Source organism: Nonomuraea purpurea (assembly GCF_042650645.1).
GTDB lineage: Bacteria > Actinomycetota > Actinomycetes > Streptosporangiales > Streptosporangiaceae > Nonomuraea > Nonomuraea purpurea.
This window is the reverse complement of sequence record NZ_JBHSBI010000028.1, coordinates 1-26,804: the sequence shown is the minus strand read 5'-3', so window position 1 is coordinate 26,804 and position 26,804 is coordinate 1. Positions and strand designations below refer to the sequence as shown.

Sequence of the window (26,804 nt, the reverse complement as noted above, 5' to 3'; positions counted from 1 at the left end):
ACGTGCGCGATCCAGCGTCGCGCTGTCGGCTGTTCACCGACTTCCTTCAGCGTCCCTAATCCGGCGGCCCAACAGGGAGGACGCGGCCGCCGCCATGCTGGACGAGGTCGTCGCCTGAAGCGGGAGGCGCGCCGGGCGCGGCGCTGGCGGTGCTGGCCAGCCGAGCTCAGCGAGCCCTCAGTTAGTCGTCGGGCCGCCACTGACACCTTCGTGACGGAAGTCCACTGACATCCGGCGGCAATGCCCACTGACACTCTCGGGGCACTTGGCACTCCGCGCCATGCCTCAGAGGCGTCGTGAATCCGGAGGAGGCCAGGGTCGCGAGCGGTGGACCTGCCTCAAGGGGGCGACGACCCGGACGGCCGGACCGCGTTCCGCCCGTCAGCGCAGGATCGTCGACGCCGAGTCCGCCTTCCGCGGCGCAGGCCGCGACGACGACTGACGCCGGCGCGGTGCTGCCGGTTCGCCTTCAGCGGCGGGCCGGCTTCGGCTCATGAGCAGTCGGGTGGCCCCAACCGGGTGGCCGCCCGCTTGTCCTGCGGCTCCGCCGCCGTCTCCTGGGAGCCGAGGAGCGCGCGGGTGAGGGTCTGGCCGTCGCCCGCCATCGCCTGCAGCGCCGTGCCGAAATGATCGTCGGTGAGCACCCGCTCGTCCGAACGCAACGCGACCAGGATGACCCGGCGCAGCAGTTCCTTGATGAACGACGCCGTGACCCCCTCGGTGGCGGCGACGACCTTGACGGTGTCGGCCACGATGGGCCGATTGCGGGCGTACAGGCGGATCAGGCGTTCGCGCGCCGCGGCGTCAGGCGGCGGCACCTCCACCGCGAGGTCCACCCGGCCGGGCCGCTGGACCAGGGCCTTCTCCAGGGCCTCCACCCGGTTGGTGGTCAGGACGAAGGTGACGTCCACGTCGCCGCTGATCCCGTCCATGGCGTCCAGCAGGGAGAAGAGCAGCGGGCTGGTTTCGTGGTGGCTACGGTCCTCGGCGATCAGATCGACGTCCTCGACGACCACGATGGACGGTTGCAGCTTGCGAGCCATCGCCACCGCGTAGTCGATCTTGCGCATGGCGGGCCCGGTCATCAGCACAGCCGTGTGCTCGCGCAGCCGCCCGATGAGGTAGCGCGTGGTGTGGGTCTTGCCGGTGCCCGGCGGGCCGTACAGCAGCAAGCCCCGGCGCAGGTGCTGGCCGGCCTCAGTGAGCTGGTCGGCATGCTCGGCGATGCCCACGACATGCTCTTCGATGGCCTCCAGCCGTCCTTCCGGCAGGACCACCTCTTCGGGGCCCAGCTCGGGGCGGGGCAGGAAGGTGAGCAGTTCGTTCTCCCTGTGCTCGCTGAAGCCGAAGCTGAGCACCTGGCCGCGGCATGGGTCGTTGTCCTGCTTGAGCCGGTTCACCTCGTCGCGTACGGCGGTCGCCGCGTCCCGCCGAGCCGCCAGCACGGTGAGCAGGCTGTGGCCGTCGTAGTCCTCCGTGCTGCTCAGGCCGATGACCACCGGGGTGCCGTCGGGGGCGGCCGTGGCGACCAGGCCGAGCTGCACGACCTCTATCGTGGTATCTGGGCCGATCGAGGCCGTGCCGTAGTCGGGGCGGCCGAGCATGCGGCTGCCTTCACGCATCGCCGCGAGCAGCATGTTGATGATGCTCTCCCAGCGCCGCTCGCCGCCCACGATGCCGAACCACTGCGCGCCCGGGGAGTAGGCGTCGAGGTAGAGGCCGGCAGCGGTCTGCAGCGCGGCGTGCTCGTAGAGCCGGTACTTCTCCTCCACGACGACAAGGTCGCCGAGCGGGCAGCCGAGGTGCTCGGTCACCTTCGCGACCAGCGGAGAGGTGGCGTTGGCCTCGCCGATCCGCTCGGCCACCGCGGTGTAAACCTGCCGCAGGCTCTCGGCGAGCGCTCGCGCGTCGGCGAGTTCGATGTCGGTCACGGCACCCATCATCGCGATCGGGGCGAACGAATGCACCCGATTAACCCGCGACGGCTCGTCGAAGGCCGTCCGGCAGGATCCGTGCCGGACGGCCGCCGCACAGAGCGTTAGAGCGTCAACCCCGTCAAAACCATGACCTTCTCGTACGTGAAGTCCTCCATCGCCGAGTGCAGGCCCTCGCGCCCGATCCCCGAGTCCTTGACCCCGCCGTACGGCATCTGGTCGGCCCGGTACGAGGGGACGTCGCCGATGATCACGCCGCCCACCTCCAGCTCCCGGTTCGCCCGGAAGGCGGCGTCGAGAGAGCGGGTGAAGACGCCGGCCTGGAGCCCGTACGCCGAGTCGTTGACCAGGGCGTATGCCTCGTCGATCGAGGCGGCGGGCTGGAGGATCATGACGGGGCCGAAGACCTCCTCGCAGGCCACCTTGGCGCCGTGCGGCACCTCGGACAGCACCGTCGGCGCGAACGTGGCGCCCTCGCGGGTGCCGCCCGCCAGGATCCGGGCGCCTGCCTCGACGGCCTCCTTGACCCACTGCTCGACGCGTTCGGCGGCGGCTTCGGAGACCAGCGGGCCCACCTGGGTCTTCTCGTCGGCGGGGTCGCCGGTGACGAGGCCGGAGACGGCGGGCAGGAGGCGTTCGACGAAGGCGTCGTACACGGGCCGCTCGACGATCACGCGCTGGACGGCGATGCAGCTCTGGCCGGCCTGATAGTTGGAGTAGAGGGCGATGCGCTGGGCCGCCCAGTCGAGGTCGGCGTCGGCCAGCACGACCGCGGCCGCGTTGCCGCCCAGTTCGAGCGTGACATGCTTGCGCGGGACCTGGTCGGCGATGGCGTACCCGACGGGCGCCGAGCCGGTGAACGACACCACGGGGAGCCGGGGGTCCTGGACGAGGGCCGAGGCGCGGTCGTTCTCGATCGGCAGGACCGAGAACATGCCCGCGGGCAGGTCGGTCTCGGCCAGGATCTCGCCCAGCACGAGCGAGGACAGCGGGGTCGCGGGGGCGGGCTTGACGACGACGGGGGCGCCGACGGCGATGGCGGGGGCGACCTTGTGGGCGACGAGGTTCAGCGGGAAGTTGAACGGGGTGATCGCCAGCACGGGGCCGTACGGGACGCGCGAGACGTAGGCCAGCCGCCCGGCCGCCGCAGGTTCGGTGTCGAGCCGCTGAACCCCGCCCGACCAGCGCCGCGTCTCTTCGGCGGCGAAGCGGAACGTGGCGACGGCCCGGCCGACCTCGCCGCGGGCCCACAGGATCGGCTTGCCGTTCTCGGCCGTGATGAGGTGGGCGATCTCGTCGGCCCGTTCGGCCAGGCGGCGCGAGACGTGGGCCAGCGCCTCGGCGCGCACGTGCACGGGCAGCGCGGCGGCCTCCTTGGCCACCGCCTGCGCGGCCGCGATGGCCTCCTCGACCTGGGCATCCGTCGGTACGGAGTGCCGGCCGACCTCGCGGCCGTCGTGGGGGTTGGTCACGGTGAGCTCGGTGTCCCCGGTCGCTGCGCGGCCGGCCAGCCAGAAGGTACGCACGTCCATACTCACGACGTTATGCCAAGACGGGGATCGGGGATTTACACCATGGTGCACAAGACTCCCACGAGGGCTCACCGTTAAGTACAAGCCCTGGTGTATACCCATGATGTAACAGAAGTAGACCCAATTCGGGATGTTTACCATGCGGAGTGGTTTGAGGGATCTCCGCCATGGCTAAGTCATCGTGTGCGGGTCTCCAGCGCGGCGGGCCCCCGATCAGAAAGGCGTGGGCCCCGTGACCGAACGACGTGAGGTCACAAGGACGCTGTGCTCCTTGGCCACGAGGGAGGTTTCATGACCTCGGCGCCCCTGGGGCTACAGGGCGCTTATCTCCTTGGTGAGCGCGCCAGTCACGACGAACTCCGTGCCCGACTCCTTGACGTGGCGGTCAACCTGCTCGAGTCGGACGGGCCGGAGAGCCTGACCATGCGCAGAATCGCCGCCGAGGCCGGATGCACGACGACCGTCATCTACACGATGTTCGGCAACAGGGAGGGCCTGGCCGAGGCACTTTACCTGGAGGGGTTCGAGCGCTTCCGCCGTTTCCTGGAGGCGGTGCCGTCGCGACGCGACCCGTTCGAGCTCCTGGCCGCCCTCGGTCCCGCCTACCGGCAGGCGTGCCTGGCCGAGCCCGGCTACTACAGCTTGATGTTCGAACGGGCGATCCCCGGTTTCGAACCCAGCGAGCGCGCCAGAACCCTGGCCCGGGCGGCGCTCAACATCCTCGACCGGGTGATCGCCGACTGCATCTCGGCCGGTTACCTGATCCCGACACAGCCCCGCAAGATCGCGGACGCGCTGTGGGCGGCGGCCCAGGGGGCGATCAGTTTGGAACGTGCTGGGCACCTGCGGGATGACAGCACGTACACGGCGGTCACGATGGCCACCATCTGCTGCTACCTGGTGGACAAGAATCTGGCGCCGCCGCCCGCCTAGGGACCCGGCAGGCTGGTACAGACGCTGGGCGAGGCAGCCCTGAGCGGGATCGGAGCTCTGGGGGTCCGCGTTCCTGATCGGCCCCGCCGCGCGGCACCTGTCCGGGGAGGGCACGGCAGACGCCGGCGGGGGAGTTTGCGCTTGCCGGTGGGGATGATCAGGTCCTTGCGGTGTGGATCATGCTCTAGGGATAACCCCATGGTGAACGTTCCAGCAGCCCAGAAGGATGGCTTCGCCCGTCCGCGGAGGAGGCGGCCGGCCATGGAAAGCGGGGCCCCGACCCTCCGCACGTCACCGTCGGAGGCGAGGAGGGCGAGCCGGGTGCGTGCGGAAAGCCACGATCTGTCCGGGACCTTGGCTCGCCATAGTGGCTCGCTGCCCGCCTCCCCTTTCCAGAAAGGCATGAGCCATGTATCCCCCTCCCCCCGGGTACCCATACCCGCCTCAGGGGTACGCGCCGCCCCCACCGCCACCGTTGCGTCCGGTCCGCGGCGTCGCGCTCTTCGCCGTGCTCGCCCTGATCTGTAACTCCGTCATCGGAGTCATCACGGCGGGGGTCGACGCCTGGTACATAGCGATCTTGCACCGTCTCACCACGGAGCCAGGCACCGTGTCCGACGCGGACCTCGACGCCCTCGACAGCGCAACCCGCCTGTCGAGCATCCTGGAGATGGTCACCTACCTGGTCGCCGTCGTGGCGTTCCTGGTCTGGCTGTTCCGGGTGCGAGCGAACGCGGAGATCCTCTCGCCGCTCGGCCACCGGCTCACCAGGCCGTGGGTGTTCTTCGGCTGGGTGGTGCCGATCATCTCGTTCTGGTTCCCCAAGCGGATCGTGGACGACATCTGGTACGCCTCCACGCGCGCCCGTTACCCGGCCTCGCCGTCGAAGGTCCTGATCAACGCCTGGTGGGCGGCCTGGGTGGTGGCCCTCCTGATGACTTACGTAGCCACGCGGCTGACGGTTCGCGCCGACGAAGATGACCTGGATAGCCTGTCGGCCGCCGCGGTGTTCGACATGCTGAGCACCGGGCCGCTGCTGGCGGCGGCCGGGCTGGCGATCGGCGTCATCTACCAGATCACCGATGCCCAGCAACGGCACCCGACCATCCCGGCCGCCCCCGGCAACTATCCGCCTCCCCGTGGCTATCCGGCTCCTGGCGGCTACCCAGCGCCGGGGGGTCACTCGGCGCCTGGCGGCTACCCGGCCTACTGACGGGCCGCCGTCGTGGTGGACAGGCGCTTGCCGAGCGCCGATCGTCGCTCGCTAACGGTGGCGCTGGGTGGCTTCGAGCGCGAGCCACAGCTCGGCGCGCACCCCGGGGTCGTCGAGGTCGCGGGCGAGCAGCTCGGTGACGCGTTTCATCCGGTAACGCAGAGTGTGACGGTGGACGCCGAGCCGCTGAGCCGCCGCGTCCCAGTGGCCGTTGCTGTCCAGGTACGCCCGTAGCGACTCCACGAGGTCCACCCGCGAGCCGTACCCGGTGAGCGGGGCCAGCAGCGCCTCGGAGTACGCCGAGAACGCCTGGGCGGCGGACTGGTCGAGCAGCCCCAGCAAGCCCTGCCCGGCCAGCTTCCGGAACCACGTCATCCCGTCTCCACGAGTTCTGGCGGCCTCCAGAGCGCGTCTGGCCTGGTCCAGCCCGGTCCGCAGGGAGGTCTCGCCGTAGCCGCAGGGCAGGCTGCCGCCCACCGGCCCGTCCACTTCCTGCCCCGCCTTCTCCGCCACCTCCTCGGTGACGAGCGCCACGGCCGACGAAGCGTGCAAGGCGGCGAAGCCGTGGCCCTCCAACGCCTCCAGGGCGTCGGCCCCGGCCGCGAGCACCACCAGCGGCTCCTCCGGCAGCCGCCCCCCGAGCGGCCCCAGCACCGCGCGCGCCCGCTCCCCCTCCCCCGCCAGCAACAGCTCCAGCACGGCGGAACGGACCCGGCGGACGGCGGCGAGCTGGCTGCGTCCCTGTTCGAGGGAGAGCGTCAGGAGGGAGCCCGCGGCGTTGATCACGGTGTGGACCACGGGTGGGAACGCCTGCTTGGCCCCGACTGCGAAGAAGCCGCGCGGCCGGGCCCCGCCTCCCAGCGGCTGTACCACGATGTGCTCGCCGGGCCCGGACAGCGCCAGGCTCGCGACGGAGCCTCCGGGTTCCGGGAGGCGGCGCAGGCGGGCCAGTTCGGCGGCGACGTCCTGCGCCCCGTGGGTGGCGTGCCGCACCTCGCCCGCCTCGTCCAGCAGCGCGGCCCAGCCGCCGATCTCCTTGGCCAGCCGGTCGATGACCGCGTGCATGCCCTCCGGCTTCAGCGCCGCCCGCGTGAGCCGTCCTTGGGCGGCGAAGGCGCGGGTGATCTCCTCGTACTGCTCGGCGGCCAGGAGTTCGCTGACCGCCTTGCCGATCGCGATGAACGGCGTCTCGCGCGGCACCTCCAGCAGTGGCAGCCCGGCCTCGTCGGCGGCGGTGACGAGGGCGGCGGGCGTCTGCTCGTGGGAGACGCCGACGCCGAAGCCGAGCCCGGTAACACCGCGGGCCACCAGCCGGGCGACATATCCGCTCAAGTCGCCTTCCATCCGCATCCCGGTGGTGAGCAGCAGCTCCTCACCCTCCAGGTACGGCGTAGGATCGGCCAGTTCGCTGACCGCCACCCAGCGCACGGCCGCGTTCAGCGCCCCGCGACCGGTGATCCCGGCCAGCGGCCGCAGGCCCATGCGGCGCACCACGGTCTGGAGCGAAGGCGGCATGCGAGGTTTATCCATTCTGGCAAAGACGAACACCCTTAGTGTGACATATCGACGTATCGGCGCAGGTGGGAGCCCGCCGTAGCGTCAAAGCATGAGCATTCCCCAGGAGCGGCGCCTCGTGACCGCGATCCCCGGCCCCAAGTCCCAGGAGTTGCTGGCCCGCAAGCAGGCCGCCGTCCCGCCCGGCATCGGCACCACCCTGCCGGTCTTCGTCACCCGCGCCGGCGGCGGCGTGGTGCAGGACGCCGACGGGAACTCACTGATCGACTTCGGCTCCGGCATCGCCGTCACGAACGTGGGCAACGCCGCGCCCAAGGTCGTCGACCGCGTCCAGAAGCAGGTTTCCGACTTCACCCACACCTGTTTCATGGTCACTCCGTACGAGTCGTATGTGCGGGTGTGCGAGAAGCTCAACGAGCTGACCCCGGGAGACCACGACAAGCGTACGTTCCTGGTGAACTCGGGCGCCGAAGCCGTGGAGAACGCGGTCAAGATCGCCAGGCACGCCACCGGCAGGCCGGCCGTCGTGGTGTTCGACCACGGCTACCACGGCCGCACGCTGCTCACGATGACGCTGACGGCCAAGAACATGCCGTACAAGCACCGGTTCGGGCCGTTCGCACCGGAGGTGTACCGGGCGCCGCTGGCGTATCCGTTCCGCTGGCCGGGCGGGCCGGAGAACTGCGCGCAGGAGGCCGCCGAACAGGCCATCGATCTGATCACCAAGCAGATCGGCGCCGAGAACGTGGCCGCCGTGGTGATCGAGCCGATCGCCGGCGAGGGCGGGTTCATCGTGCCGGCCAAGGGTTTCCTGCCGCGCATCGCGGAGTTCTGCAAGGCCAACGGCATCGTGTTCGTGGCCGACGAGGTGCAGACCGGCTTCGCCAGGACGGGCACGCTCTTCGCCTGCGAGGACGAGGGCGTCGTCCCCGACATCATCACCACGGCCAAGGGCATCGCGGGCGGCCTGCCGCTGGCCGCCGTGACGGGCCGGGCGGAGATCATGGACGAGGTGCACGCCGGCGGCCTCGGCGGCACCTACGGCGGCAACCCCCTGGCCTGCGAGGCCGCCCTCGGCGTGCTGGAGACGATCGAGGAGGAGGACCTGGTCGCCAGGGCCCGCCGCATCGGCGACATCATGCTCCCGCGACTGAAGGCTCTCCAGGAACGCTTCGACGTGATCGGCGACGTGCGGGGCCGTGGCGCGATGATCGCGATCGAGCTGGTCCAGCCGGGCACCAAGGACCCGAACCCGGCCGCCGTGGCGGAGGTCGTCAAGCGCTGCCACGCCGAGGGCCTGCTGGTGCTGACGGCGGGCACGTACGGCAACGTCCTGCGCTTCCTGCCGCCCCTCGTCATCCCCGAACACCTGCTCGAGGAGGGCTTGGGCATTCTGGAGAAGGCGATATCCGAGCTCTAGAATAAAACCCAACGAATCGGGCATCCGGCTTGCGGCTGGATGCCCGATTTTGTTGGGTTAACTGACGTCGGTCGGGTAGAGAATTCACCCTGACTTGACGCTCAGCTAGACGCTCACGGCCTCGGTCAGGGTTATAACGGTTGCGACATACGGATGGTCGATGGCATCGGGGAGCGTGATGAACTGGGGTCCGACCAGAACGGCGCAGAGTATGTTGACGTTCGACCCTGAAGGCCTGAGCCCGGCCCAGCGAGAGGGCGACTCCTGCGTCGTCTGCCACAAGAGGTGGCCGCGTCCGCGCATGCGCGTGGGCCGGCTGCCCGACGACTCCGCGGTCTTCGCCTGCGGCGACTGCGCCGAGGCGCTCCTGCCCGCCCCGAAGGCCACGGTCGTCGCCTTCCCATCCCGCTGAAAGCCCCGTAACCCCGTGAGCGAGACGCCCCGGGACAGAGGGGAAGGCCCGGGGCGTCTCCGCAGGCCGCGCCCAGCGGGGGGAGGGGGCGCGCCCGCGCACGGTGGGGCCGGCGGGCCCCAATCACTCGGAGAGCTGCCGCCACCGTTCGGTCCAGGCGGCATAGTCAGTGCATTCCCCGTCATCCGCCCGGCAACCCCCGGGAGGCCGTACGGCAAAGGCGATCCGGTCGAGCTTCTTGCCTCTCCCGTACAGGTCGCACATCGGCCTGGCCCGCCCCTTGCACGCCTTGTCGTTGGCCGGCGCCAGCCCCGCCCACGCGGCGGCGTCACGCTGCGCCTCGGGCGCGCTCACCCAGTTGAGCCACCGGTAGGCGCAGGTGGTGTCGGAGACGTTCGCGCCGAGCATCCAGGAGTCCACCCATCCGGTGGTCTTGCGCGTCGGGAGCGCCCTGACCGGCTTGCCGGCCTTCTCCAGGAGAAGGCGGTAGTACGGGGTGGCCTGGGCGTAGTCGAGCGATCCGGTGGCGAACCCGGTGACGAGGTCGATCGGGTTGGCCCAGTACGTGCGGTCCTTGGCCTGGTCGAGCAGCCCCATGGCACGGTCGAGCCGCTCCTTGCTCAGCTCGAACGGATCCCCCGACGACCCTTCGGCCAGCGCGGCGTCGGCGATCGTCAGCGGGCTGTCGCGCAGCGCCACCCGGTTGGAGGCGAACGCCTGCCGCAGATCGCCCTTGACCCTGCTGGAGTCGTAGATGAACTCGTGGAACCCCCACAGGTAGGGCACCCCGTAGACCTTGCCCGACACCGTCACCATGTCGCGGAAGCGTTCGTCGACGTCCTTGTAGTCGGCCACCTTGGCCGGATCGATGGCCTGCACCTGCTTGTCCTCGATGAGTTCGCTCGCCAGCACCGGCCCGGCGGAGATCACGTCGTAGGGCCGCTCCTTGACCCTGGCTGCCATCTCCTGCGCGCTCTGGACGGAGTCCTGCCTGGCGACCCGGCAACCGGTCTCCTTCTCGAACGAGGACATCCAGTTGACCTTGGGACTGACGCCGCCGTACTCGGCGTAACCGCGATAGGTGAGGATCTGCAGCGTGCCGTCGCTCTGCGTGGCGCTCGGGGTGGGCGTCGGCGTCGGTGTGGGGGCCGCCGCGCCCATGCCGGCGACCAGCGCCGTTACGGCGAGCGCCATGGCATTAGTGCGACGACGTTTCACGATGTCCCCCTCTGTCCCAGTGGCCTGGAGCTTACCGGGACTCGGACGGGAGGGATGCGCGTCCCTCCCGTCGGGAATCGTCGCTTACCTGTTCGTGGGGAAGCCCAGGTTCACTCCGCCGTGGGACGGGTCGAGCCAGCGGGAGGTCACGACCTTGCCCCGGGTGTAGAAGTGCACACCCTCGGTGCCGTGCACGTGCGTGTCGCCGAACAGCGAGGCCTTCCAGCCGCCGAAGCTGTAGAAGGCCATCGGCACCGGGATGGGCACGTTGATGCCGACCATGCCGACCTCGACCTCGTTCTGGAAGCGCCGGGCCGCGCCGCCGTCGTTGGTGAAGATCGCGGTGCCGTTGCCGTACAGGCCGCCGTTGATCAGCTCCAGGCCCTCCTCGTACGAGCCGACGCGCACGATCGACAACACCGGGCCGAAGATCTCGTCGATGTGCGTACGCGAGCCGGCGGGCACGTGGTCGAGCACCGTCGGCCCGAGCCAGAACCCCTTGGCCTCCGAGGCCTTGCCGCCGCCGAGCACCTCGCTCTCGCGGCCGTCGACGACCAGCTTGGCGCCCTCCTCGACGCCGAGGTCGAGGTAGGAGGCGACCTTGTCGCGGTGGGCCTCGGTGACCAGCGGCCCCATCTGGGACTCGGGGTTGTCGCCAGGGCCGATCACGAGCCGTTCGACCCGCTCGACGATCTTCTGGACGAGTTCGTCGCCGACCGGGTCGACGGCCAGCACGACGGAGATCGCCATGCACCGCTCCCCCGCCGAGCCGAACCCTGCCGACACCGCCGAGTCGGCGACCAGGTCGAGGTCGGCGTCGGGCAGCACGAGCATGTGGTTCTTGGCCCCGCCGAGCGCCTGGACGCGCTTGCCGTGCGCGGTGCCGCGCTCGTAGACGTACTTGGCGATCGGGGTGGAGCCGACGAACGACACCGCGCGCACGTCGGGGTGCTCAAGCAGCCGGTCCACGGCGACCTTGTCGCCCTGCACGACGTTGAAGACGCCGTCGGGCAGCCCGGCCTCCTGCCACAGCCGCGCCATGAGCAGCGACGCCGACGGGTCCTTCTCCGACGGCTTGAGCACGAACGCGTTCCCGCACGCGATCGCGATCGGGTACATCCACATCGGCACCATGGCGGGGAAGTTGAACGGCGTGATCCCGGCCACGACGCCCAGCGGCTGCCGGATCGAGTAGGAGTCGACCCGGGTCGAGACGCCTTCGGAGAAGCCGCCCTTGAGCAGGTGCGGGATCCCGCAGGCGAACTCCACGACCTCCAGGCCGCGGGCCACCTCGCCGAGCGCGTCGGAGTGCACCTTGCCGTGCTCGGCGGAGATCAGCGCGGCCAGTTCGTCGCGGTGGGCGTGCATGAGCTCGCGGAAGCGGAACAGCACCTGCGACCGCTTGACGAGCGAGGAGTCACGCCAGGCGGGGAAGGCCGCCGTGGCGGCGGCCACGGCCGCGTCCACGTCCGCCGCGGAGGCCATCGTCACGTGCCCGGCGACCTCGCCGTTCGCCGGGTTGTAGAGCTCCGAGGTACGGGGGTCGCCGTCGGCGAGCGCCCCGTTGATCCAATGCCTGACCGTCTTCACTGGTCCGCAGCCTCCGCGTTGATGATGTCGAGTGCGTGGACGATGATCCCCAGGCCCTCGGTCGCCTCGTCCACCGTCAGGGTGAGCGGCGGGGCCATGCGGATGGCGGTGCCGTACAGGCCGCCCTTGCCCGCCAGCAGGCCCGCCTTCTTGGTCTCCTCCATGAAGCGGGCGGCCTGGGCGGGGGTTTGGAGTTCGACGGCGAACATCAGGCCCTTGCCGCGCACGCCCTTGACCACGGGCAGACGCTCGGCGGCCTGGTGCAGGCCGCGCAGGATGATCTCGCCGGTGCGCGCCGCGTTGGCCTGCAGGTCGTGGTCGAGCACGTAGTCGAGGGTGGCGTTGGCGGCGGCCATGGAGACGGGGTTGCCGCCGAACGTGGACAGGCCCACGGCGTGCGGGGCGTCCATCAGGTCGCCGCGCGCCACGACGCCGCCGACGGCGAAGCCGTTGCCGAGCCCCTTGGCGAAGGTGATCATGTCGGGGGTCACGCCGTGGTTCCCGATGCCGAAGAACGCGCTGCCGGTCCGTCCCCAGCCGGTCTGGACCTCGTCGGAGATGAACAGGATGCCCTGCTCGTCGAGGACCTCCTTGTAGGCGGCGAACAGCCCGTCGGGCGCCATGGTGAATCCGCCGACGCCCTGGATCGGCTCGGCGATGAGCGCCGCCACGTCGTTGGAGACGGCCGTGGCCAGCACGTGGCGCAGGTCGTCCACGCACGCGGCGATGTAGTCGGCGTCCGACAGGCCCTTGAACTGGGTGAGGTGCCGGTCGGCGCCGTGCAGGAAGTGCACGTTGAGCGGGGAGAGCGAGTTGTTCTTCCACGACCGGTTGGAGGTGACGCTGACCGCGCCGAAGCTGCGCCCGTGGTAGCTCTGGCGCATGGCGAGGACCTGGTCGCTCTTGCGCGCGTAGGTGGCCAGCAGCAGCGCGGTCTCGTTGGCCTCGGTGCCCGAGTTGGTGAAGAAGACCTTGGCGTCGGGGATGCCGGACAGCCGCGCGATCTTCTCCGCGAGCTCGATCTGGCCGCGTAGCAGGTAGACGGTGCTGGTGTGCACCACGCCGGTGGCGATCTGGCGCTCGACGGCCTCGCGTACTTCCGGCACGTCGTAGCCGATCATGTTGGTCAGGATGCCGGCGAAGAAGTCGAGGTAGCTCTTGCCGTCGGCGTCGATGACGCGGTTGCCCTTGCCGCTGACGAGCTCGATGGGGTCGTTGTAGTTGAGTGCCAACCAGTTGGGCATGACAGCCCGGTGGCGCGCGAGAAGCTCCGACATGTTATCGAGTATCCCTTTCTGGACCTCGCCCTCCTATCCGCAACCTGTCGGCGTACGGTCAATTCACCTTACACGGTGTAAGTCCGCCCCTTAGGGGATGTCCCGTGCGCCTGGCGATGTACGGAACGCGAGCTCGCTACGCCGCCCGGGGCATCGCGAAAGCCGACTTCAGGGCGACGACCGGGGCCACTGCTCTCGGCCACGATCGAGTCATCCGAGATGAAGGAGACATCGAGATGACCGTCACCGTCGACAACCGCCCCGAGGCCCCGTCCGGCCCGCCCAAGCTCGACCGCGACCAGTTGCGCCGGGCCCAGCAGGACACCCTCGACACCCCGCGCATGAGCTACAGCCCGCTGGCCAGGATGATGTTCAAGCCTGTGGACCTCATGTACGGCCCGAAGGGCTCATACACGAAGTTCGCCATGCTGGAGATCATCGCCCGCGTGCCCTACCAGGCGTGGGAGCGGATGGGCTACTGGGCCGTGCACCGGCACGCGGGCCGCTCCGCGCTGGCCAGGCGGGTCTTCGAGCGGATCGTGGAGGCCCGCGCCGACCAGGACAACGAGCAGTGGCACCTGCTGATCATGCAGGACCTGGTGCAGCGCAGCGGGCAGAGGCAGACGTGGCTGCTGCACAAGGCCGCGCCCTGGCTGATCGCGTTCTTCTACTACCACGTGTCCTGGGTGCTGTTCCTGGTCAGGCCCGACTGGAGCTACCGGCTCAACGCGGAGTTCGAGGACCACGCCGAGCACGAGTACATGACGTTCGTGGCGGACAACCCCGACCTGGAGTTCGTGCCCGACCCCGGCACGTACGCCGCCGAGTACGGCCGCTTCCGCTCGGTGGCCGACCTGCTCAGGCAGATCGGCCACGACGAGCGCTGCCACAAGCTCGACAGCTTGGAGAGCATGCGAGAGCCCCGTGTGCGCTAGACCTGCGCCGGCTCGGGGGCGGCGGCCGGTTTGGCGGGGCGCAGCACGGCCAATGCGAGCAGGGCGGCGGCCACGCAGAAGGCGGCGCCGACCCATGCGCCCAGGTGCATGGCCGAGGTGAACGCCTGGTTGGCGGCCTCGCCGAAGCCCATCGGATGGGCGGCGCCGATCGACTCCCTGGCGGCCGCGGGCAGGTCGGCGGGCATCTCGGAGGTGTACCGCCCGGCCAGCACGCTGCCCAGGATCGCGATGCTCAGCGCCATGCCGACCTGCTGGACGGTGTCGTTGAGCGCGGAGCCGACCCCGGCGTGCTCCATCGGGATGGCCCCCATGAGCGAGGCGTAGGCGGAAGGACCGGCCAGACCGCCGCCGATCCCCATGATCACCAACCCGATCAGCAGCTCCATGTAGCTGGTGGTGAAGGCCATCACGACGAAGCCTCCTGCCATCAGCAGCAGCCCGGCGCCGATCAGCACCCGGTTGCTGAGCCGCCGGCCGAGCCCCGCGCCCACGCCGTTGAAGATGGCCGCGGCCACGGCGTAGGGCAGCATGGCCAGGCCGGCCTGCATCTCCCCGAAGCCCAGCACGAACTGCAGGTACTGGGTGAGCATCAGCATCACGGAGCCCGCGCCGAACGCCATCAGCAGGATCGAGAAGGACGCGCCGCTGAAGTTGCGGTTGGCGAACAGGTGGAGCGGCAACATCGGCTCCACCTGCCTGCGCTCCCAGATCACGAACGCGCCCAGGGCGATGACGGCCAGCGCGATGACGGGGACGTTCCACTCCCTCTCGATGATCACATAGACCGCCGAGGTCAGGCCCACGACGGACAGCACCACGCCCACGGGGTCGATCCTGCGGCCCTCGCTGCGGGTCTCGGGCATGAGCACGACGGCGGCCGCGATGGCGATCGCCGCGATCGGGATGTTCAGCAGGAAGACCGAGCCCCACCAGTAGTGCTCCAGCAGGAAGCCGCCCAGCGTCGGGCCGGAGACCATGCCGACCAGGGCCACGGCGCTCCAGGCCGCCATGGCCTTGCGCCGCTCGCTCTCGTCGAACACGGTCATCAGGATCGACAGCGTCGAGGGCATCATGATCGAGCCGCCGATGCCCATCAGGGCCCGCGCGGCGATCAGTTGCCACGGCTCGGTGACGAGCACCGCGACCAGTGACGCGCCACCGAAGAACACCAGGCCGATGATCAGGAACAGGCGGCGGCCGTACTTGTCGCTCAGGCTGCCCGAGGTGAGCAGCAGCCCCGCGTAGGCCAGCACGTAGGCGTTGATGATCCACTGGATGTCGGACGGTGTCGCGCCCATCTCCTCGCTCAGCGAGGGGATCGCGAGGTTGAGCACGGTGTTGTCGACGACCAGCACCAGCAGCGCCAAGCAGAGGACCACGAGGATCCACCAGCGACGGGGGTCTCGTACAGTGTTCGAGTTCACTCGCACACTGTACGACAACTCTCGCACACTGTACGAATGGATTTATCCTTGGAGGATGACCGGCAAGCAGTTCTCCTCCGTCTGGCTTCGCGAGCCGCGCAAGGCCACCAGCCCCGGCCTCAGCCGCGAAGAGATCGTCAACGCGGCCGTCGCGCTGCTCGACGAGGAGGGGCTGGCCGGGCTGAGCATGCGCAAACTCGGCGCGAAGTTGCAGGCAGGCGCCACCAGCCTCTACTGGCACGTCTCCCACAAGGACGAACTCCTTGAACTGGTCTACGACCAGGTGTGGGGCGAGATGAGCGTGCCCGAACCGGAGGAGGCGGGCTGGCGCGAGGCGGCCTCGGCCCTGGCCCGCAGCATGCGCATCGTGATGCTGCGCCACCCGTGGTCGGCCGACCTCCTCGGCCGCATGCCCGCGCTCGGCCCGAACGCCCTCCAGATCGCCGACCGGCTGCGCCGGATATTCATCTCGGCCGGCTTCCAGGGGATCGACGTCGAGTACGCCGGGAGCGCGCTCACCGCCTACATCTACGGCATGACCACCCCCGAGGTCGCGTGGAACACCGTCATGGGCGAGCGCCAGTACGACGCCGACGAGATGCGCGCGCAGGTCGCCAGGGTGGTCAAAGACTTTCCCGGCATGCTTGAGCGCATCAACCTGGATGCCTACGACGACCCGCAGGCCATCCGCGAGACCGCCTTCGACTTCGGGCTCACCTCGGTGCTCGACGGCCTTGAGCGGCGGCTGACGACGTAGCAGGATCCGGGCATGAGCGAATTCCGTGCCGCCCGCGACTTCCTCCTCGACGCCGATCCCGCCACCGCCCGCCGCGACTTCCGCTGGCCGCACCTCGAAGGCTTCAACTGGGCGCTCGACTGGTTCGACGGGGTGCTGACCGCCGAGACCCCCGACGCCGTCGCTCTGAAGATCGTGGGCTCGCGCCCGGCCTCCTCCACCTTCGCCGAGCTGACCGCGCGCTCCAACCAGGTCGCCAACTGGCTGCGCGGGCAGGGGGTGCGCAGGGGCGACCGGATCCTGCTCATGCTGGGCAACCAGGCCGAGCTGTGGGAGTCGGTGCTGGCCGCGATGAAGCTGGGCGCGGTCATCATCCCGGCCACCACGCTGCTGACCGCCAAGGACATCGCCGAACGCATCGAACGCGGCCGCGTCTCCCACGTGATCGCGGACGCGGCCGACGCGGGCAAGTTCGGGGACGGCGACCACACGAAGATCGCCGTCGGTGACGCCGGCTCCTGGCTGCCGTACCACGACGCCTACGAGGCGAGCCCGCTGTTCACCCCCGACGCGCCGACCCGCTCGGGCGACACCCTGCTGCTCTACTTCACCTCCGGCACGACCTCCCAGCCGAAGCTGGTCGAGCACACGCACGCCTCCTATCCGGCCGGGCACCTGTCGACCATGTTCTGGATCGGGCTGCGGCCCGGCGACGTGCACCTCAACGTCTCCTCCTCCGGGTGGGCCAAGCACGCGTGGAGCAACGTGTTCGCGCCGTGGAACGCCGGGGCCACCGTGCTCGTCCACGACTACGAGCGTTTCTCCGCCCCCGCGCTGCTGGAGGTGCTGCGGCAGGAGCGGGTGACCACGTTCTGCGCGCCGCCGACCGTGTGGCGGATGCTCATCCAGGAGGACCTGACGGCCTGGAAGCTGCCCCTGCGTACGGCGGTGGCCGCCGGCGAGCCGCTCAACCCGGAGATCATCGACCAGGTGGACAAGGCGTGGGGCATCACGATCAGGGACGGCTACGGCCAGACCGAGACCACCGCGCAGATCGGCAACGCTCCGGGGGAGCCGGTCAGGCCGGGGTCGATGGGCCGGCCGCTGCCCGGGTACGACGTCGTGCTGCTCGACCCCGTCAGCGGCGAGCCCGGGGACGACGGGGAGATCTGCCTGCCGCTGGACGACCGCCGCCCCTTGGGCCTCATGTCCGGATATGTTGGTGGATCGAGTGAATCCATGCGCGGCGGCTTCTACCACACCGGCGACGTCGCCACCCGCGACCAGGACGGCTACATCACCTACGTGGGCAGAACCGACGACGTCTTCAAAGCCTCCGACTACCGCATCTCGCCGTTCGAGCTGGAGAGCGTGCTCCTGGAGCACGCGGCGGTCGCGGAGGCGGCCGTGGTGCCCGCGCCCGACCCGGTACGGCTGGCGGTGCCGAAGGCGTACGTGACCCTGGCCCCCGGGGCCGAGGCGGACGCGGCCACCGCCCGGTCGATCTTCGAGCACTGCCGCAGGGAACTGGCGCCGTACAAGCGGATTCGCCGGCTGGAGTTCGGCGAGTTGCCCAAAACGATCTCCGGGAAGATCCGCCGGGTGGAGCTGCGGGTGCGTGAACCCAGGGCGGAATTCAGGGAAGAGGACCTTAACCAGTGACAAAGCGTAAATTGGCACATGGCCGCTCTTACAAGTTGATCGGCTAGGCTCTGCCCCGTGTTGCCCACCATTGCCGACGTCCTCGCCCTGGAGACCGTACGCCGGGGCAGCCCGCGCGTGGTCGCGGGCGCCGACCGGCTCGACACCAAGGTGCGGTGGGTGCACGTCGGCGAGATCGCCGACATCGCCCAACTCCTGCGCGGCGGGGAACTGGTGCTCACCACCGGCGTCGCCCTCCCCGAGGACCCGGAGAAACTCGCCGACTACATCGGCGAACTCTCCTCCGTCGGGGCCTCGGGGCTGATCGTGGAGCTGGGCCGCAGGTTCGTCCGCGAGCTGCCGCGCGCCGTGGTCAAGACAGCCGAGGAACACGGCCTGCCGGTGATCGTGCTGACCCGCGAGACGCCGTTCGTGCAGATCACCGAGTCCGTGCACGCCCGGATCATCGACATCCAGCTTGAGGAGCTGCGCGCCTCCGACCAGCTTCACGAGGTCTTCACCGAGCTGTCGGTCGAGGGCGCCTCGCCGGCCGAGGTGCTGGCCCAGGTGGCCCGGCTGTCCGGCCGCCCCGTGCTGCTGGAGAACCTCGCCCACCAGGTACTGGCCTGCGAGTCCGCGGGACGCGACGCGGGCTCCCTGCTGGCCGGCTGGGAGACCAGGTCGCGGGCGGTGGCGCCGGCCGAGCGCACCGCCTACGATCCGGCCTCCGGCTGGCTGGTCACCACGGTCGGGGCGCGCGGGCAGGACTGGGGGCGGCTCATCCTGATCTGCGACACTCCGCCGTCACCGCGCGACATGGTGCTGGCCGAACGCGCCGCCACCACGCTCGCGCTGGGCCGCCTGCTCGAACGCCACCAGGAGTCACTCGAACGCCAGGCCCACGGCACGATCATCACCGGCATCCTGACCCACGCCTACGCCGACCCCGACGAGGCCGCGGCCCGCGCCCGCGCCGCCGGCGTGCCGCTCACGGGCCGCAAGCTGATCAGCGTCGTCATCCGGCCGACCGACCCCGCCGACCAGGCCCTCGACGGCCAGGCCCAGCTCGGCGAGCTGGCCGAGGCCACCGCCGCCGCCTGCCGCGACGCCCGCCTGCCCGCCCTGGTGGGCGCGCTCGACCAGGAACGCGTCGGCATCCTGCTGCCGCTCCCGCCACGCGCCCAGGCCGAGCCCGCGCTGACGACGCTCGCCGACCGGCTGCGCGTGCTGTGGCGGCCCGGCTCGGCGTTCGTGCTGGCGGCAGGCTCGGTGGTGGAGTCCATCAGGGACGTACGCCGCAGCTTCCTCGAAGCCGAGCAGGTGGCCGACGTCGCGGTCCGCCAGCCCGACGGCCGGGCCTTCTACCGGCTGCCCGACCTGCGCCTGCGCGGGCTGCTCCACCTGCTGCGCGACGACGCCAGGCTGCAGACGTTCGCCGAGCGGGAGCTGGGGCCGCTGCTGGCCCACGACGCGCAGCGCGGCGGCGACCTCACCCGCATCCTGCGCATCTATCTCGACGCCGGACGCAACAAGGCGGTGGCCGCGCAGAAGGCCCATCTGTCCAGGCCGGCCTTCTACGATCGGCTGCGACGGCTCGAACGCATCCTCGACACCGACCTCGACGACGTCGAGTCGTGCCTGTCGCTCCACGTGGCCCTGCTGGCCCTGGAGTCCTTCCGCCGAGAGTCCCGCTGACCCGTCACCTGAGGCCGTCGAAGGTGGCGGTCAGGGTCCGACGCCCCGGAGTTCTTCCATGGTCCTTGTCACACCGTCGCTCGCTACTCGGATTAATGTGCTGGAATGAGCGATATGTCTGATGTGCTGGTGCCAGACCTGGACGACCTCGGCCGCATGCTCGCGACCGCCGGTGCCTTCTCCGTGCCCGTCCACGACGTACGGCTGACCCCGGACGAGCTCTCCCCCGAGCAGATCGTGGCAGGCGACCCCGCCGTCTCCTCGCTGGAACTGGGCGGCGGCCGGGGCATCCGGGAGATCACCCCTGGCGTCGTGACGGACGTGGAGAGCGACGAGATCTTCGTCGTGCTGTCGGGCCGGGCCACCATCGCCGTCGAGGGCGGCACCACGATCGAGGTCGGCCCGGGAGACGTGTGCCTGCTGGCCGAGGGCGCCAAGACGACGTGGATCGTGCACGAGACGCTGCGCAAGGTCTACCAGAGGAGCCAGGCCCGCGCTTAGCGTCGCGGGTGTGCCCCTCTTCTTCAACGCTCTGGAGGCGACAGCGCATCGGCTGTCGCTCGTGCCGCCCATGTTCGACTACTTCCACACCCTTGGGCTGCACGCGCTCGTCGCCGCGGCCAGGATGGGGATCTTCGACGCCCTGCGCGAGCGGCCGGCGACCTGCGCCGAACTCGCCACCACACTCGACCTCGACCCCCACGCGGCGGACGTGCTGTTACGCGTCCTGGCCGGGCTCGGCTACCTGCGCGGCCGAGGTGGCCGCTACCGGCTGACCCGCGCCTCGCGGTTGTGGTTCACCACGGACTCACCGACGTCGCTGGTGGCGGGGCTGGAGTTCTGGGAACGTACCGCCTGCGTCATCTGGCCGCGCATGGAGAGGGCGTTACGTGACGGGTCGCCCGCCACGCCCTTCTACGACCTGCTGGAGAACGATCCCGAGTTGTCGCGCTCATTCCAGGCGTGGACGGCCGCGCTGGCCAGGCGGCAGGCCCCGGCGGCGGCCAGAGCCGTCCCCGTGCCACGCGGCGGCGGACACGTGCTCGACGTGGGCGGCGGCCACGGCGTCTTCAGCCTGGAACTGCTGCGCCGCCATCCCCTCCTGCGGGCCACGGTGCTGGACCTGCCCGGGGCGCTCCAGTCGGCGGCGGGCCACCCCCGGCTGACGCCGCGTCCCGGCTCGTTCCTGGACGACGATCTGGGCGGCGGGTACGACGCCGTCCTGCTGTTCAACGTCCTGCACGGCCTCGGCGACCAGGAGGCCGCGACGCTGCTGCGACGGCTGGCGGCGGCGCTCAACCCCGGTGGCGCGATCGTGGTCGGCGACCAGTTCGGCGACAGCCTCATGCCAGGACGCTCCAGCCGCGCCCTGCTGCACCTGCTGGACCTGAACTACCTGGTCGCGACGGGCGGCCGGGTGCGCGGCTTCGCCGAAGTGGCGCAACTGCTGCGGGAGGCGGGCTTCCGCAGGCCCCGCCACCGCCGCCCGCTGCGCTCGGTGACCACGGAACTGGCCGTCGCCAGAACCTAGAAACCCATCGCGGCCCTCACCTCCTCCAGCGTGGCGATCGCCCGCTCGCGAGCCACCGCATTGCCCTCGGCCAGGATCCGCCTGACATCCGCCTCGGTGTGCTCGCGACGCCGTTTCCTGATCGGCCGCAGGAACTCGTTGACCGCCTCGGTGACCAGGCCCTTGAGCACGGCGGCACCGCCGTCGCCGATCTCCTCGGCGAGGTCGCGCGGCGGGCGGCCGAGACAGAGCCCGGCCAGCGTGAGCAGGTTCGCCACCTCGGGACGCCGCTCCTCCTCGAACGTGATCAGCCGCTCCGAGTCAGTGCGGGCCCTGCGGATGAGGGCGGCCGTCTCGTCCTCGGTGGCGGACAGGGCGATCGCGTTGCCTCGGCTCTTGCTCATCTTGCCGCCGTCGAGCCCCTTGAGCAGCGGCTGCTCGCCCATCATGGCCTCGGGCAGCGGGAACACCTCGCCGTAACGCTCGTTGAAGCGCCGGGCCACCATCCGCGTCACCTCCAGATGCGGAAGCTGGTCCTTGCCGACGGGCACCAGCGTGCCCTTGCAGAACAGGATGTCGGCCGCCTGGTGCACCGGATAGGTGAACATCAGCCCGCTGACCGCCTGCTGCGAGCTGTGCGCGATCTCGTCCTTGACGGTGGGGTTGCGGCGCAGCTCGGCCACCGACACCAGGCTGAGGAAGGGCAGCAGCAACTGGTTCAGCTCGGGGACGGCGCTGTGCTGGAAGATCGTCACCTTGGCCGGGTCGATCCCGACGGCCAGATAGTCGAGCAGCAGGTCGGTGATGTTGCGCTGGATCTCGCCGGGCACGTCACGATCGGTGATCACCTGATAGTCGGCGACCAGGACGTACATCGGACAGGCGTCCTGCAGTCTCACCCGGTTGGCCAGCGAGCCGAAATAGTGGCCCAGGTGCAGCGGCCCGGTCGGGCGGTCTCCGGTGAGCACAAGGTCGTTCATGGGGGTCTGTCTCCTTCAGGTCATGCCGTCCAGAGAGACCCGCACACGTCGAGGGGGCCGTCTCCAGGACGGCCCACAGCATGGGTGATCAGCGGCCGTCTGCCGGCCGCCACCACATGCTGATGCGTGTCATACACGAATTGTATCCGGCTGCGGTGTCAATCTTGTAACGCCGCGATCTATTGGCGTGTTCGGCTGCCTGGCCGACCTTGATCTCGTCAGGATGGTGCGGTCCCTTTTCCGCCCTCTGGAGAATCCATGTCTCGACGCACCCTCGCCGGCGGCCTGGCCATAGCCGCGGCACTCACCTTCACCACGCTGCCCGCCTCGGCGACGCAGCAGTCGGTGAGGTTCCCGTCGGCCAAGTTCCCGCTGGGCGCCCAGCCCGTGCCGACCAAGACCATGAAGGCCGTGACGCAGGGCATCGACCTGTACGACGTGAAGGCGGGCACGTCGACCGACGGTTACACGGTGACCGTTCTCATGCCGAGCGGCCGCGACTACGGGACGCTCCCCACCGCCGAGGCCAAGGTCGCCGAGGTGGAGGCCACGGGGGAGACGCCCAGCCTGCAGAAGCTGGTCCGCCCGTCCGTCGCCGACGCCCCCTCCCAGACCGCTTACATGGTCCGGGTCGGGCTGTGGAAGCTCGACGACAAGAAGAAGGCCGAGGAAACGGCCAAGAAGCTCAAGGACGCGGGCCTGAAGGTCAAGGTCGACTACGTCGGCGACGACGGGCTCCAAACCACGGGACCGTGGGACGCCAAGGTCGTCATGATCGACGCGAAGACGTTCCGCGGCTCGTACGCGGCCTCACTCGGCACCAGCGTCGCCGAGCGCGAGACCGTCTCCGCGATGGCCAAGGCCGGGGGCGCTGTGGTCGGCGTCAACGGCGGCTTCTTCAACATCCACACCGCCAAGAACCTGCGCGGCGAGCCCGTCGGCGCGTCCGTGGTCGGCGGCAGGCTGCTGAGCGAGGCCGTCCCCGGCCGCTCGGCCGTGGTGCTCAAGGGCCGCAGCGCCAAGATCACCGAGGTCAAGACGACCGTCACCGCAGCCGCCCAGGACGGCCAGAAGAGCGACGTCAACGGCGTCAACCGGGCCGCCGCGACGGACGAGCTGATCCTTTACACCGAGGAGTACGGGGCCAAGACCCCCAGCGGCGGCACCGACGCCGTCCTCGACGCCGGCGGCAAGGTCGTCGCCCTGCGCACCTCGGGCGCGGCGGTGGCCAAGGGCACGCGGGTGCTGCACGGCAACGGCATCGCCGCCGACTGGGTCAACGAACACGCCACGGCGGACTCGACGGTCAAGGTCGAGACCAAGGTCGTGGACCTGCGTACCAAGAAGGCGCTCAGCCTGACCCCCGACCTGCACGTGATCGCCGGCGGCGTCGGCCTGGTCAGGAACGGCAAGGTCAAGATCACGGCCAAACTCGACGGCCACGACTCCATGAACATGATCCTGCGCCGTCACCCGCGCACGCTGCTCGGCCTCACCAAGAACGGCAGCCTGATCCTGGCCACCATCGACGGCCGCAACCCCGGCATGACGGTCGGGGCGAACTTCCACGAGGCCGCCCAGTTCATGCGCTGGCTGGGCGCCAAGCAGGCCATCAACCTGGACGGCGGCGGCTCGACGGCGATGGTCGTCGACGGCAAACTGGTCAACCGCCCCTCCGACGGGGCAGAACGCGGCGTCGGCGACGCCCTCCTGGTCCTGCCCAAGTAACTCTCGAAGCCGCCGCCGTGTCCCCCATCGGGGGCATGGCGGCGCGCAGGTCCAGGTATCACCCGCACGTCGGCACCGCAGACGAAGCCCTCGCAGCAGCGCCCGCAGGAACGCACGGCGACCCGTGACCGCAACACGCTCTTCGGCACCTCGTTGACCACCCTGACGACCCCCGTGGGGGACCGGATGTGCTCAGCGTCTCTGATTGGCTCAGCGATCCTGAGGAACAGTGCACGGCGAAATGCCGGGCACACACCAATCGCCTTCGTACCCTGGTGCCGGTGGACAAAGCCTCCGGCTCCCTCCGGACGCTGGGGCATGGACCTCGCTGCGGTGAGAGGCATTGAGAGTGACTCCCTCTTGGGCCGTCCATGCTCATAACCTGGAGGTATGGCTGGCGACAGCGAGATTCGCACTCGGATCCGGGATTTCCTGCTGACTCGGCGCGCCCGTGTGACCCCCGGCGACGTCGGCATCCCCGGGCACGACCCTCGGCGCAGGGTGAAGGGTCTGCGCCGGGAGGAGGTCGCTCTGCTGGCGGGCATCAGCGTCGAGTACTACACCCGCCTGGAGCGTGGCGACGCGGCGGGCGCGTCACCGTCGGTCATCAATGCCGTCGCGCGGGTGCTGCGCCTCGACGACGTCGAACGTGAGCACCTTGGCCGGCTGTTTCTGGCTTCGAGCGAGGGCGGCGCATCTGTGCGGATCGTGAGGCACGTGCGGCCGCAGGTGCAGTACCTGCTGGACGCGCTCGGTGACGTGCCGGCATTCGCATTGAACAAGCGCCTGGACATCGTCGCCGCCAACCTGGTCGGCCGGGCCCTGTACGCGCCGATGTACGACGGTACCCGCGCCCCGGTGAACGCCGCCTGGTTCCACTTCAGGAACGAGGCGGCGGCCCGCGCCCTGTGGGTCGACTGGAGTTCTGTCGCCGACAACATCGCCGCGATCCTGCGCGCGGAGCTCGGCGTGCAGCCGCACGATCACGACCTCGCCGATCTCATCGAGGATCTCCTCGACAATGACGAGTTCGCCACGCGGTGGGCGTCTCAGAACGTGCACCGCCACTCGAGTGGGACCAAGCCGGTCGACCACCCGATCGTCGGCCGCATGGACCTGCCGTACGAGAGCCTGTATCTCGCTGCCGACCCGGACCTGTCAATCCTGGTCTACAACCCCGAGCCCGGCACGCCCGCCCACGACTCTCTGAAGCTTCTGGCGCTCTGGGCGCGCGACGACACGAACGACCAGTACGCACAGTGGCGCACAGCCCATAACGCGTAAGCGAGATCTCCCAGACAAGGGACGGCTTTCCCACTTGGCCGGATCCGAGGCGGTCTGGACCTCCGAGACAAGCACCCCCAGGTCCCGGACCGCCGCGGTCGGCGCGCGGGGTCTTGGGCGCTCTGCGGCTGGCTTCCGGTTCTGCTGCTCCGCGGTTCGTGGTTCGAAGGCGCCACCGCTCCGACCCTCCATTCACGCGACGGATTCATGCGACGGCGAGGCCCTTGACGGCTATCCGGTGATCTTTCCCGCGTGACGGCACCCCGATGATCACTCCCCGACCGAATCGCGCACAAGGGTTCCCGCCCGTCCTCCCGCGATCGGCCCGATGCGCCGCAACCCCCGCCTGGCGCCGAGTCTTGCCGCTCGCCGGTTCAACGCGCTTGGGGGTCACTAAGAGTGACTCCCACTCCCGCGATCCCGTCCCTAGCGTGGACTACGCGGAAACGACATAAATGACTATTAAGGGAGAAATATGCAGGCCGCAATCATTCACGGCGACCGAGATGTTCGTCTCGAGAACGTCCCGGATCCGGTCCTGGCGACCGACGGACCAGGCAGCGGGCTGGATGCGATCGTCCGCGTCGCCGCCTCCTGCGTCTGCGGTTCGGACCTATGGCCCTACCGCGGTATCGACAAGGTCGAGGCGCCCCGGCGCATCGGACATGAGTTCGTCGGCATCGTCGAGGAGATCGGCACGAACGTCGAGAATGTTCGCGTCGGCGACTTCGTGATCGCTCCGTTCCACATCTGCGACAACACCTGCCTCAACTGCCGTAACGGCTGGAGCGTCCACTGCCTCCACGGCGGGTTCTGGGGCAGCGATCCCCAGACCGGGGGCTCCGCGGACGCCGGCCAGGGCGAGCGCGTACGCGTCCCACTCGCCGACGGCACGCTCGTCGTCGTCCCCGGCCGGCCCGACCCGTCCCTCATCCCGGCTCTGCTGACGTTGTCCGACGTCATGCCCACCGGCCACCACGCCGCCGTCTCCGGTGGCGTGAGCAAGGACTCAACCGTCGCCGTGGTCGGCGACGGCGCGGTCGGACTCTGCGCCGTCATCGCCGCCAAACGCCTCGGGGCGGCACGCATCGTCGCCATGTCCCGGCACGCCGACCGTCAGGAACTCGCCCGCCAGTTCGGTGCGACCGACATCGTCCCCGAGCGAGGCGAGGCGGGCGTCGCCAAGGTCAAGGAGATGTTCGACGGAATCGGCCCGGACGTCGTCCTCGAATGCGTCGGTACGAAGGAGTCGATGGACCAGGCGCTGCGCTCGGCGCGGCCAGGCGGTCAAGTCGGCTTCGTCGGCGTGCCCTACGGCGGTCCCCTCGAAGTCGGCACGATGTTCAGCTCCAACGTCGGCGTGCGCGGCGGCGTCGCCCCCGTCCGCAACTACCTCGACGAACTCCTGATCGACGTCCTGGACGGCACCATCCAACCAGGACGCGTGTTCGACGCGGAGATGCCCCTGTCCGACATCCCCGCCGCTTACGCTGCCATGGACGAACGCCGCGCGATCAAAGTGCTCCTCCGCCCGTAGGTCCGGACGCGTCCGCCCTTCGCCCGCTGCCGTGGAGCGCGGCGACGCGGCCGGCGTTGAGCGACATGCCGTGGCCGTGGTGTCGCTGTCGTAGGCGCCGCGCTGGCCGGCGTCGGAGAGGGCGCACAAAAAGAAAAGAGCCCCACGCACCGGCGCGAAGCCCTCAAACCACACAACAAAAAGGGAGGGCCCCCAACCCCGGAAACCGAAGCTGAAAACCCTCCCACCACGAAAAACAGAAAGGGCCCGACACACAAGGCGTCGGGCCC

Annotated in this window: 21 protein-coding genes; 13 read left to right on the top strand and 8 right to left on the bottom strand. The window is 69.8% G+C overall.

Annotated elements, in window-relative coordinates; genetic code table 11:
• Positions 1-491: 491 nt before the first annotated feature.
• Positions 492-1,931, bottom strand: a complete 1,440-nt coding sequence (locus ACFOY2_RS40150; protein ID WP_379533354.1) for an AAA family ATPase — start codon at positions 1,929-1,931, stop codon at positions 492-494.
• Positions 1,932-2,038: 107 nt separating this feature from the next.
• A complete protein-coding gene (locus ACFOY2_RS40145; protein ID WP_379533353.1) occupies positions 2,039-3,466 on the bottom strand; it encodes an aldehyde dehydrogenase family protein in 1,428 nt (475 codons plus the stop codon).
• Positions 3,467-3,757: 291 nt separating this feature from the next.
• Here ACFOY2_RS40145 and ACFOY2_RS40140 point away from each other — a divergent pair, with 291 nt between their 5' ends.
• Positions 3,758-4,399 carry a TetR/AcrR family transcriptional regulator gene (locus ACFOY2_RS40140; protein ID WP_379533352.1) on the top strand — a complete coding sequence of 214 codons (642 nt, stop codon included), beginning with the start codon at positions 3,758-3,760 and terminating at the stop codon, positions 4,397-4,399.
• Positions 4,400-5,009: 610 nt separating this feature from the next.
• Complete coding sequence (locus ACFOY2_RS40135; protein WP_379533351.1) at positions 5,010-5,612, top strand: DUF4328 domain-containing protein; 603 nt, start codon at positions 5,010-5,012, stop codon at positions 5,610-5,612.
• A 51-nt stretch (positions 5,613-5,663) separates the two neighbouring features.
• Here ACFOY2_RS40135 and ACFOY2_RS40130 read toward each other — a convergent pair whose 3' ends face one another.
• A complete protein-coding gene (locus ACFOY2_RS40130) occupies positions 5,664-7,127 on the bottom strand; it encodes a PucR family transcriptional regulator (RefSeq protein WP_379533350.1) in 1,464 nt (487 codons plus the stop codon).
• A 91-nt stretch (positions 7,128-7,218) separates the two neighbouring features.
• Here ACFOY2_RS40130 and gabT point away from each other — a divergent pair, with 91 nt between their 5' ends.
• A complete protein-coding gene (gene gabT, locus ACFOY2_RS40125) occupies positions 7,219-8,547 on the top strand; it encodes a 4-aminobutyrate--2-oxoglutarate transaminase (protein ID WP_379533349.1) in 1,329 nt (442 codons plus the stop codon).
• Positions 8,548-8,758: 211 nt separating this feature from the next.
• Complete coding sequence (locus tag ACFOY2_RS40120) at positions 8,759-8,959, top strand: hypothetical protein (RefSeq protein WP_379533348.1); 201 nt, start codon at positions 8,759-8,761, stop codon at positions 8,957-8,959.
• 123 nt (positions 8,960-9,082) lie between these two features.
• Here the strand turns inward: ACFOY2_RS40120 and ACFOY2_RS40115 are convergent, their stop codons facing one another.
• The 3 genes from ACFOY2_RS40115 to ACFOY2_RS40105 all read right to left on the bottom strand — a co-directional run bounded on the left by ACFOY2_RS40115 (position 9,083) and on the right by ACFOY2_RS40105 (position 13,044).
• The gene (locus ACFOY2_RS40115) at positions 9,083-10,153 is read right to left on the bottom strand and encodes an extracellular solute-binding protein (RefSeq protein ID WP_379533347.1); all 1,071 of its coding nucleotides are present in this window, start codon (positions 10,151-10,153) and stop codon (positions 9,083-9,085) included.
• Positions 10,154-10,261: 108 nt separating this feature from the next.
• Complete coding sequence (locus ACFOY2_RS40110; RefSeq protein ID WP_379533346.1) at positions 10,262-11,767, bottom strand: CoA-acylating methylmalonate-semialdehyde dehydrogenase; 1,506 nt, start codon at positions 11,765-11,767, stop codon at positions 10,262-10,264.
• Positions 11,764-13,044 (bottom strand): aspartate aminotransferase family protein, encoded by a 1,281-nt coding sequence (locus ACFOY2_RS40105; protein ID WP_379533345.1) that lies wholly within the window; start codon positions 13,042-13,044, stop codon positions 11,764-11,766. Before ACFOY2_RS40105 ends, ACFOY2_RS40110 begins: the two co-directional genes overlap by 4 nt.
• Before the next feature lie 236 nt (positions 13,045-13,280).
• On the opposite strand from ACFOY2_RS40105, the gene ACFOY2_RS40100 reads away from it, so the two are divergent.
• A complete protein-coding gene (locus ACFOY2_RS40100; RefSeq protein WP_379533344.1) occupies positions 13,281-13,979 on the top strand; it encodes an alternative oxidase in 699 nt (232 codons plus the stop codon).
• Here the strand turns inward: ACFOY2_RS40100 and ACFOY2_RS40095 are convergent.
• Complete coding sequence (locus ACFOY2_RS40095) at positions 13,976-15,424, bottom strand: MFS transporter (RefSeq protein ID WP_379533343.1); 1,449 nt, start codon at positions 15,422-15,424, stop codon at positions 13,976-13,978. The genes ACFOY2_RS40100 and ACFOY2_RS40095 overlap by 4 nt on opposite strands.
• A gap of 55 nt (positions 15,425-15,479) precedes the next feature.
• Here ACFOY2_RS40095 and ACFOY2_RS40090 point away from each other — a divergent pair, with 55 nt between their 5' ends.
• From ACFOY2_RS40090 to ACFOY2_RS40070, 5 genes are all read left to right on the top strand, one after another.
• Positions 15,480-16,181 carry a TetR/AcrR family transcriptional regulator gene (locus ACFOY2_RS40090; RefSeq protein ID WP_379533342.1) on the top strand — a complete coding sequence of 234 codons (702 nt, stop codon included), beginning with the start codon at positions 15,480-15,482 and terminating at the stop codon, positions 16,179-16,181.
• A gap of 12 nt (positions 16,182-16,193) precedes the next feature.
• Positions 16,194-17,822, top strand: coding sequence for an AMP-binding protein (locus tag ACFOY2_RS40085; RefSeq protein ID WP_379533341.1), 1,629 nt, complete (start codon positions 16,194-16,196; stop codon positions 17,820-17,822).
• Positions 17,823-17,879: 57 nt separating this feature from the next.
• On the top strand, positions 17,880-19,496 hold the full coding sequence (locus tag ACFOY2_RS40080; RefSeq protein WP_379533340.1) for a PucR family transcriptional regulator: 1,617 nt from the start codon (positions 17,880-17,882) through the stop codon (positions 19,494-19,496).
• Between the two features lie 114 nt (positions 19,497-19,610).
• The gene (locus tag ACFOY2_RS40075) at positions 19,611-19,997 is read left to right on the top strand and encodes a cupin domain-containing protein (RefSeq protein WP_379533339.1); all 387 of its coding nucleotides are present in this window, start codon (positions 19,611-19,613) and stop codon (positions 19,995-19,997) included.
• A 10-nt stretch (positions 19,998-20,007) separates the two neighbouring features.
• Positions 20,008-21,027, top strand: a complete 1,020-nt coding sequence (locus tag ACFOY2_RS40070) for a methyltransferase (protein ID WP_379533338.1) — start codon at positions 20,008-20,010, stop codon at positions 21,025-21,027.
• Here ACFOY2_RS40070 and trpS read toward each other — a convergent pair.
• Positions 21,024-21,986, bottom strand: coding sequence for a tryptophan--tRNA ligase (gene trpS / locus ACFOY2_RS40065; protein ID WP_379533337.1), 963 nt, complete (start codon positions 21,984-21,986; stop codon positions 21,024-21,026). The genes ACFOY2_RS40070 and trpS overlap by 4 nt on opposite strands.
• A 258-nt stretch (positions 21,987-22,244) precedes the next feature.
• Here trpS and ACFOY2_RS40060 point away from each other — a divergent pair, with 258 nt between their 5' ends.
• The 3 genes from ACFOY2_RS40060 to ACFOY2_RS40050 all read left to right on the top strand — a co-directional run bounded on the left by ACFOY2_RS40060 (position 22,245) and on the right by ACFOY2_RS40050 (position 26,535).
• Positions 22,245-23,714 (top strand): phosphodiester glycosidase family protein, encoded by a 1,470-nt coding sequence (locus tag ACFOY2_RS40060; RefSeq protein ID WP_379533336.1) that lies wholly within the window; start codon positions 22,245-22,247, stop codon positions 23,712-23,714.
• A 390-nt stretch (positions 23,715-24,104) separates the two neighbouring features.
• A complete protein-coding gene (locus ACFOY2_RS40055) occupies positions 24,105-24,998 on the top strand; it encodes a helix-turn-helix transcriptional regulator (RefSeq protein WP_379533335.1) in 894 nt (297 codons plus the stop codon).
• A gap of 475 nt (positions 24,999-25,473) precedes the next feature.
• Positions 25,474-26,535: a zinc-dependent alcohol dehydrogenase family protein gene (locus ACFOY2_RS40050; RefSeq protein ID WP_379533334.1), complete on the top strand. Its 1,062-nt coding sequence runs from the start codon at positions 25,474-25,476 to the stop codon at positions 26,533-26,535.
• The last annotated feature ends 269 nt before the right edge of the window (positions 26,536-26,804 follow it).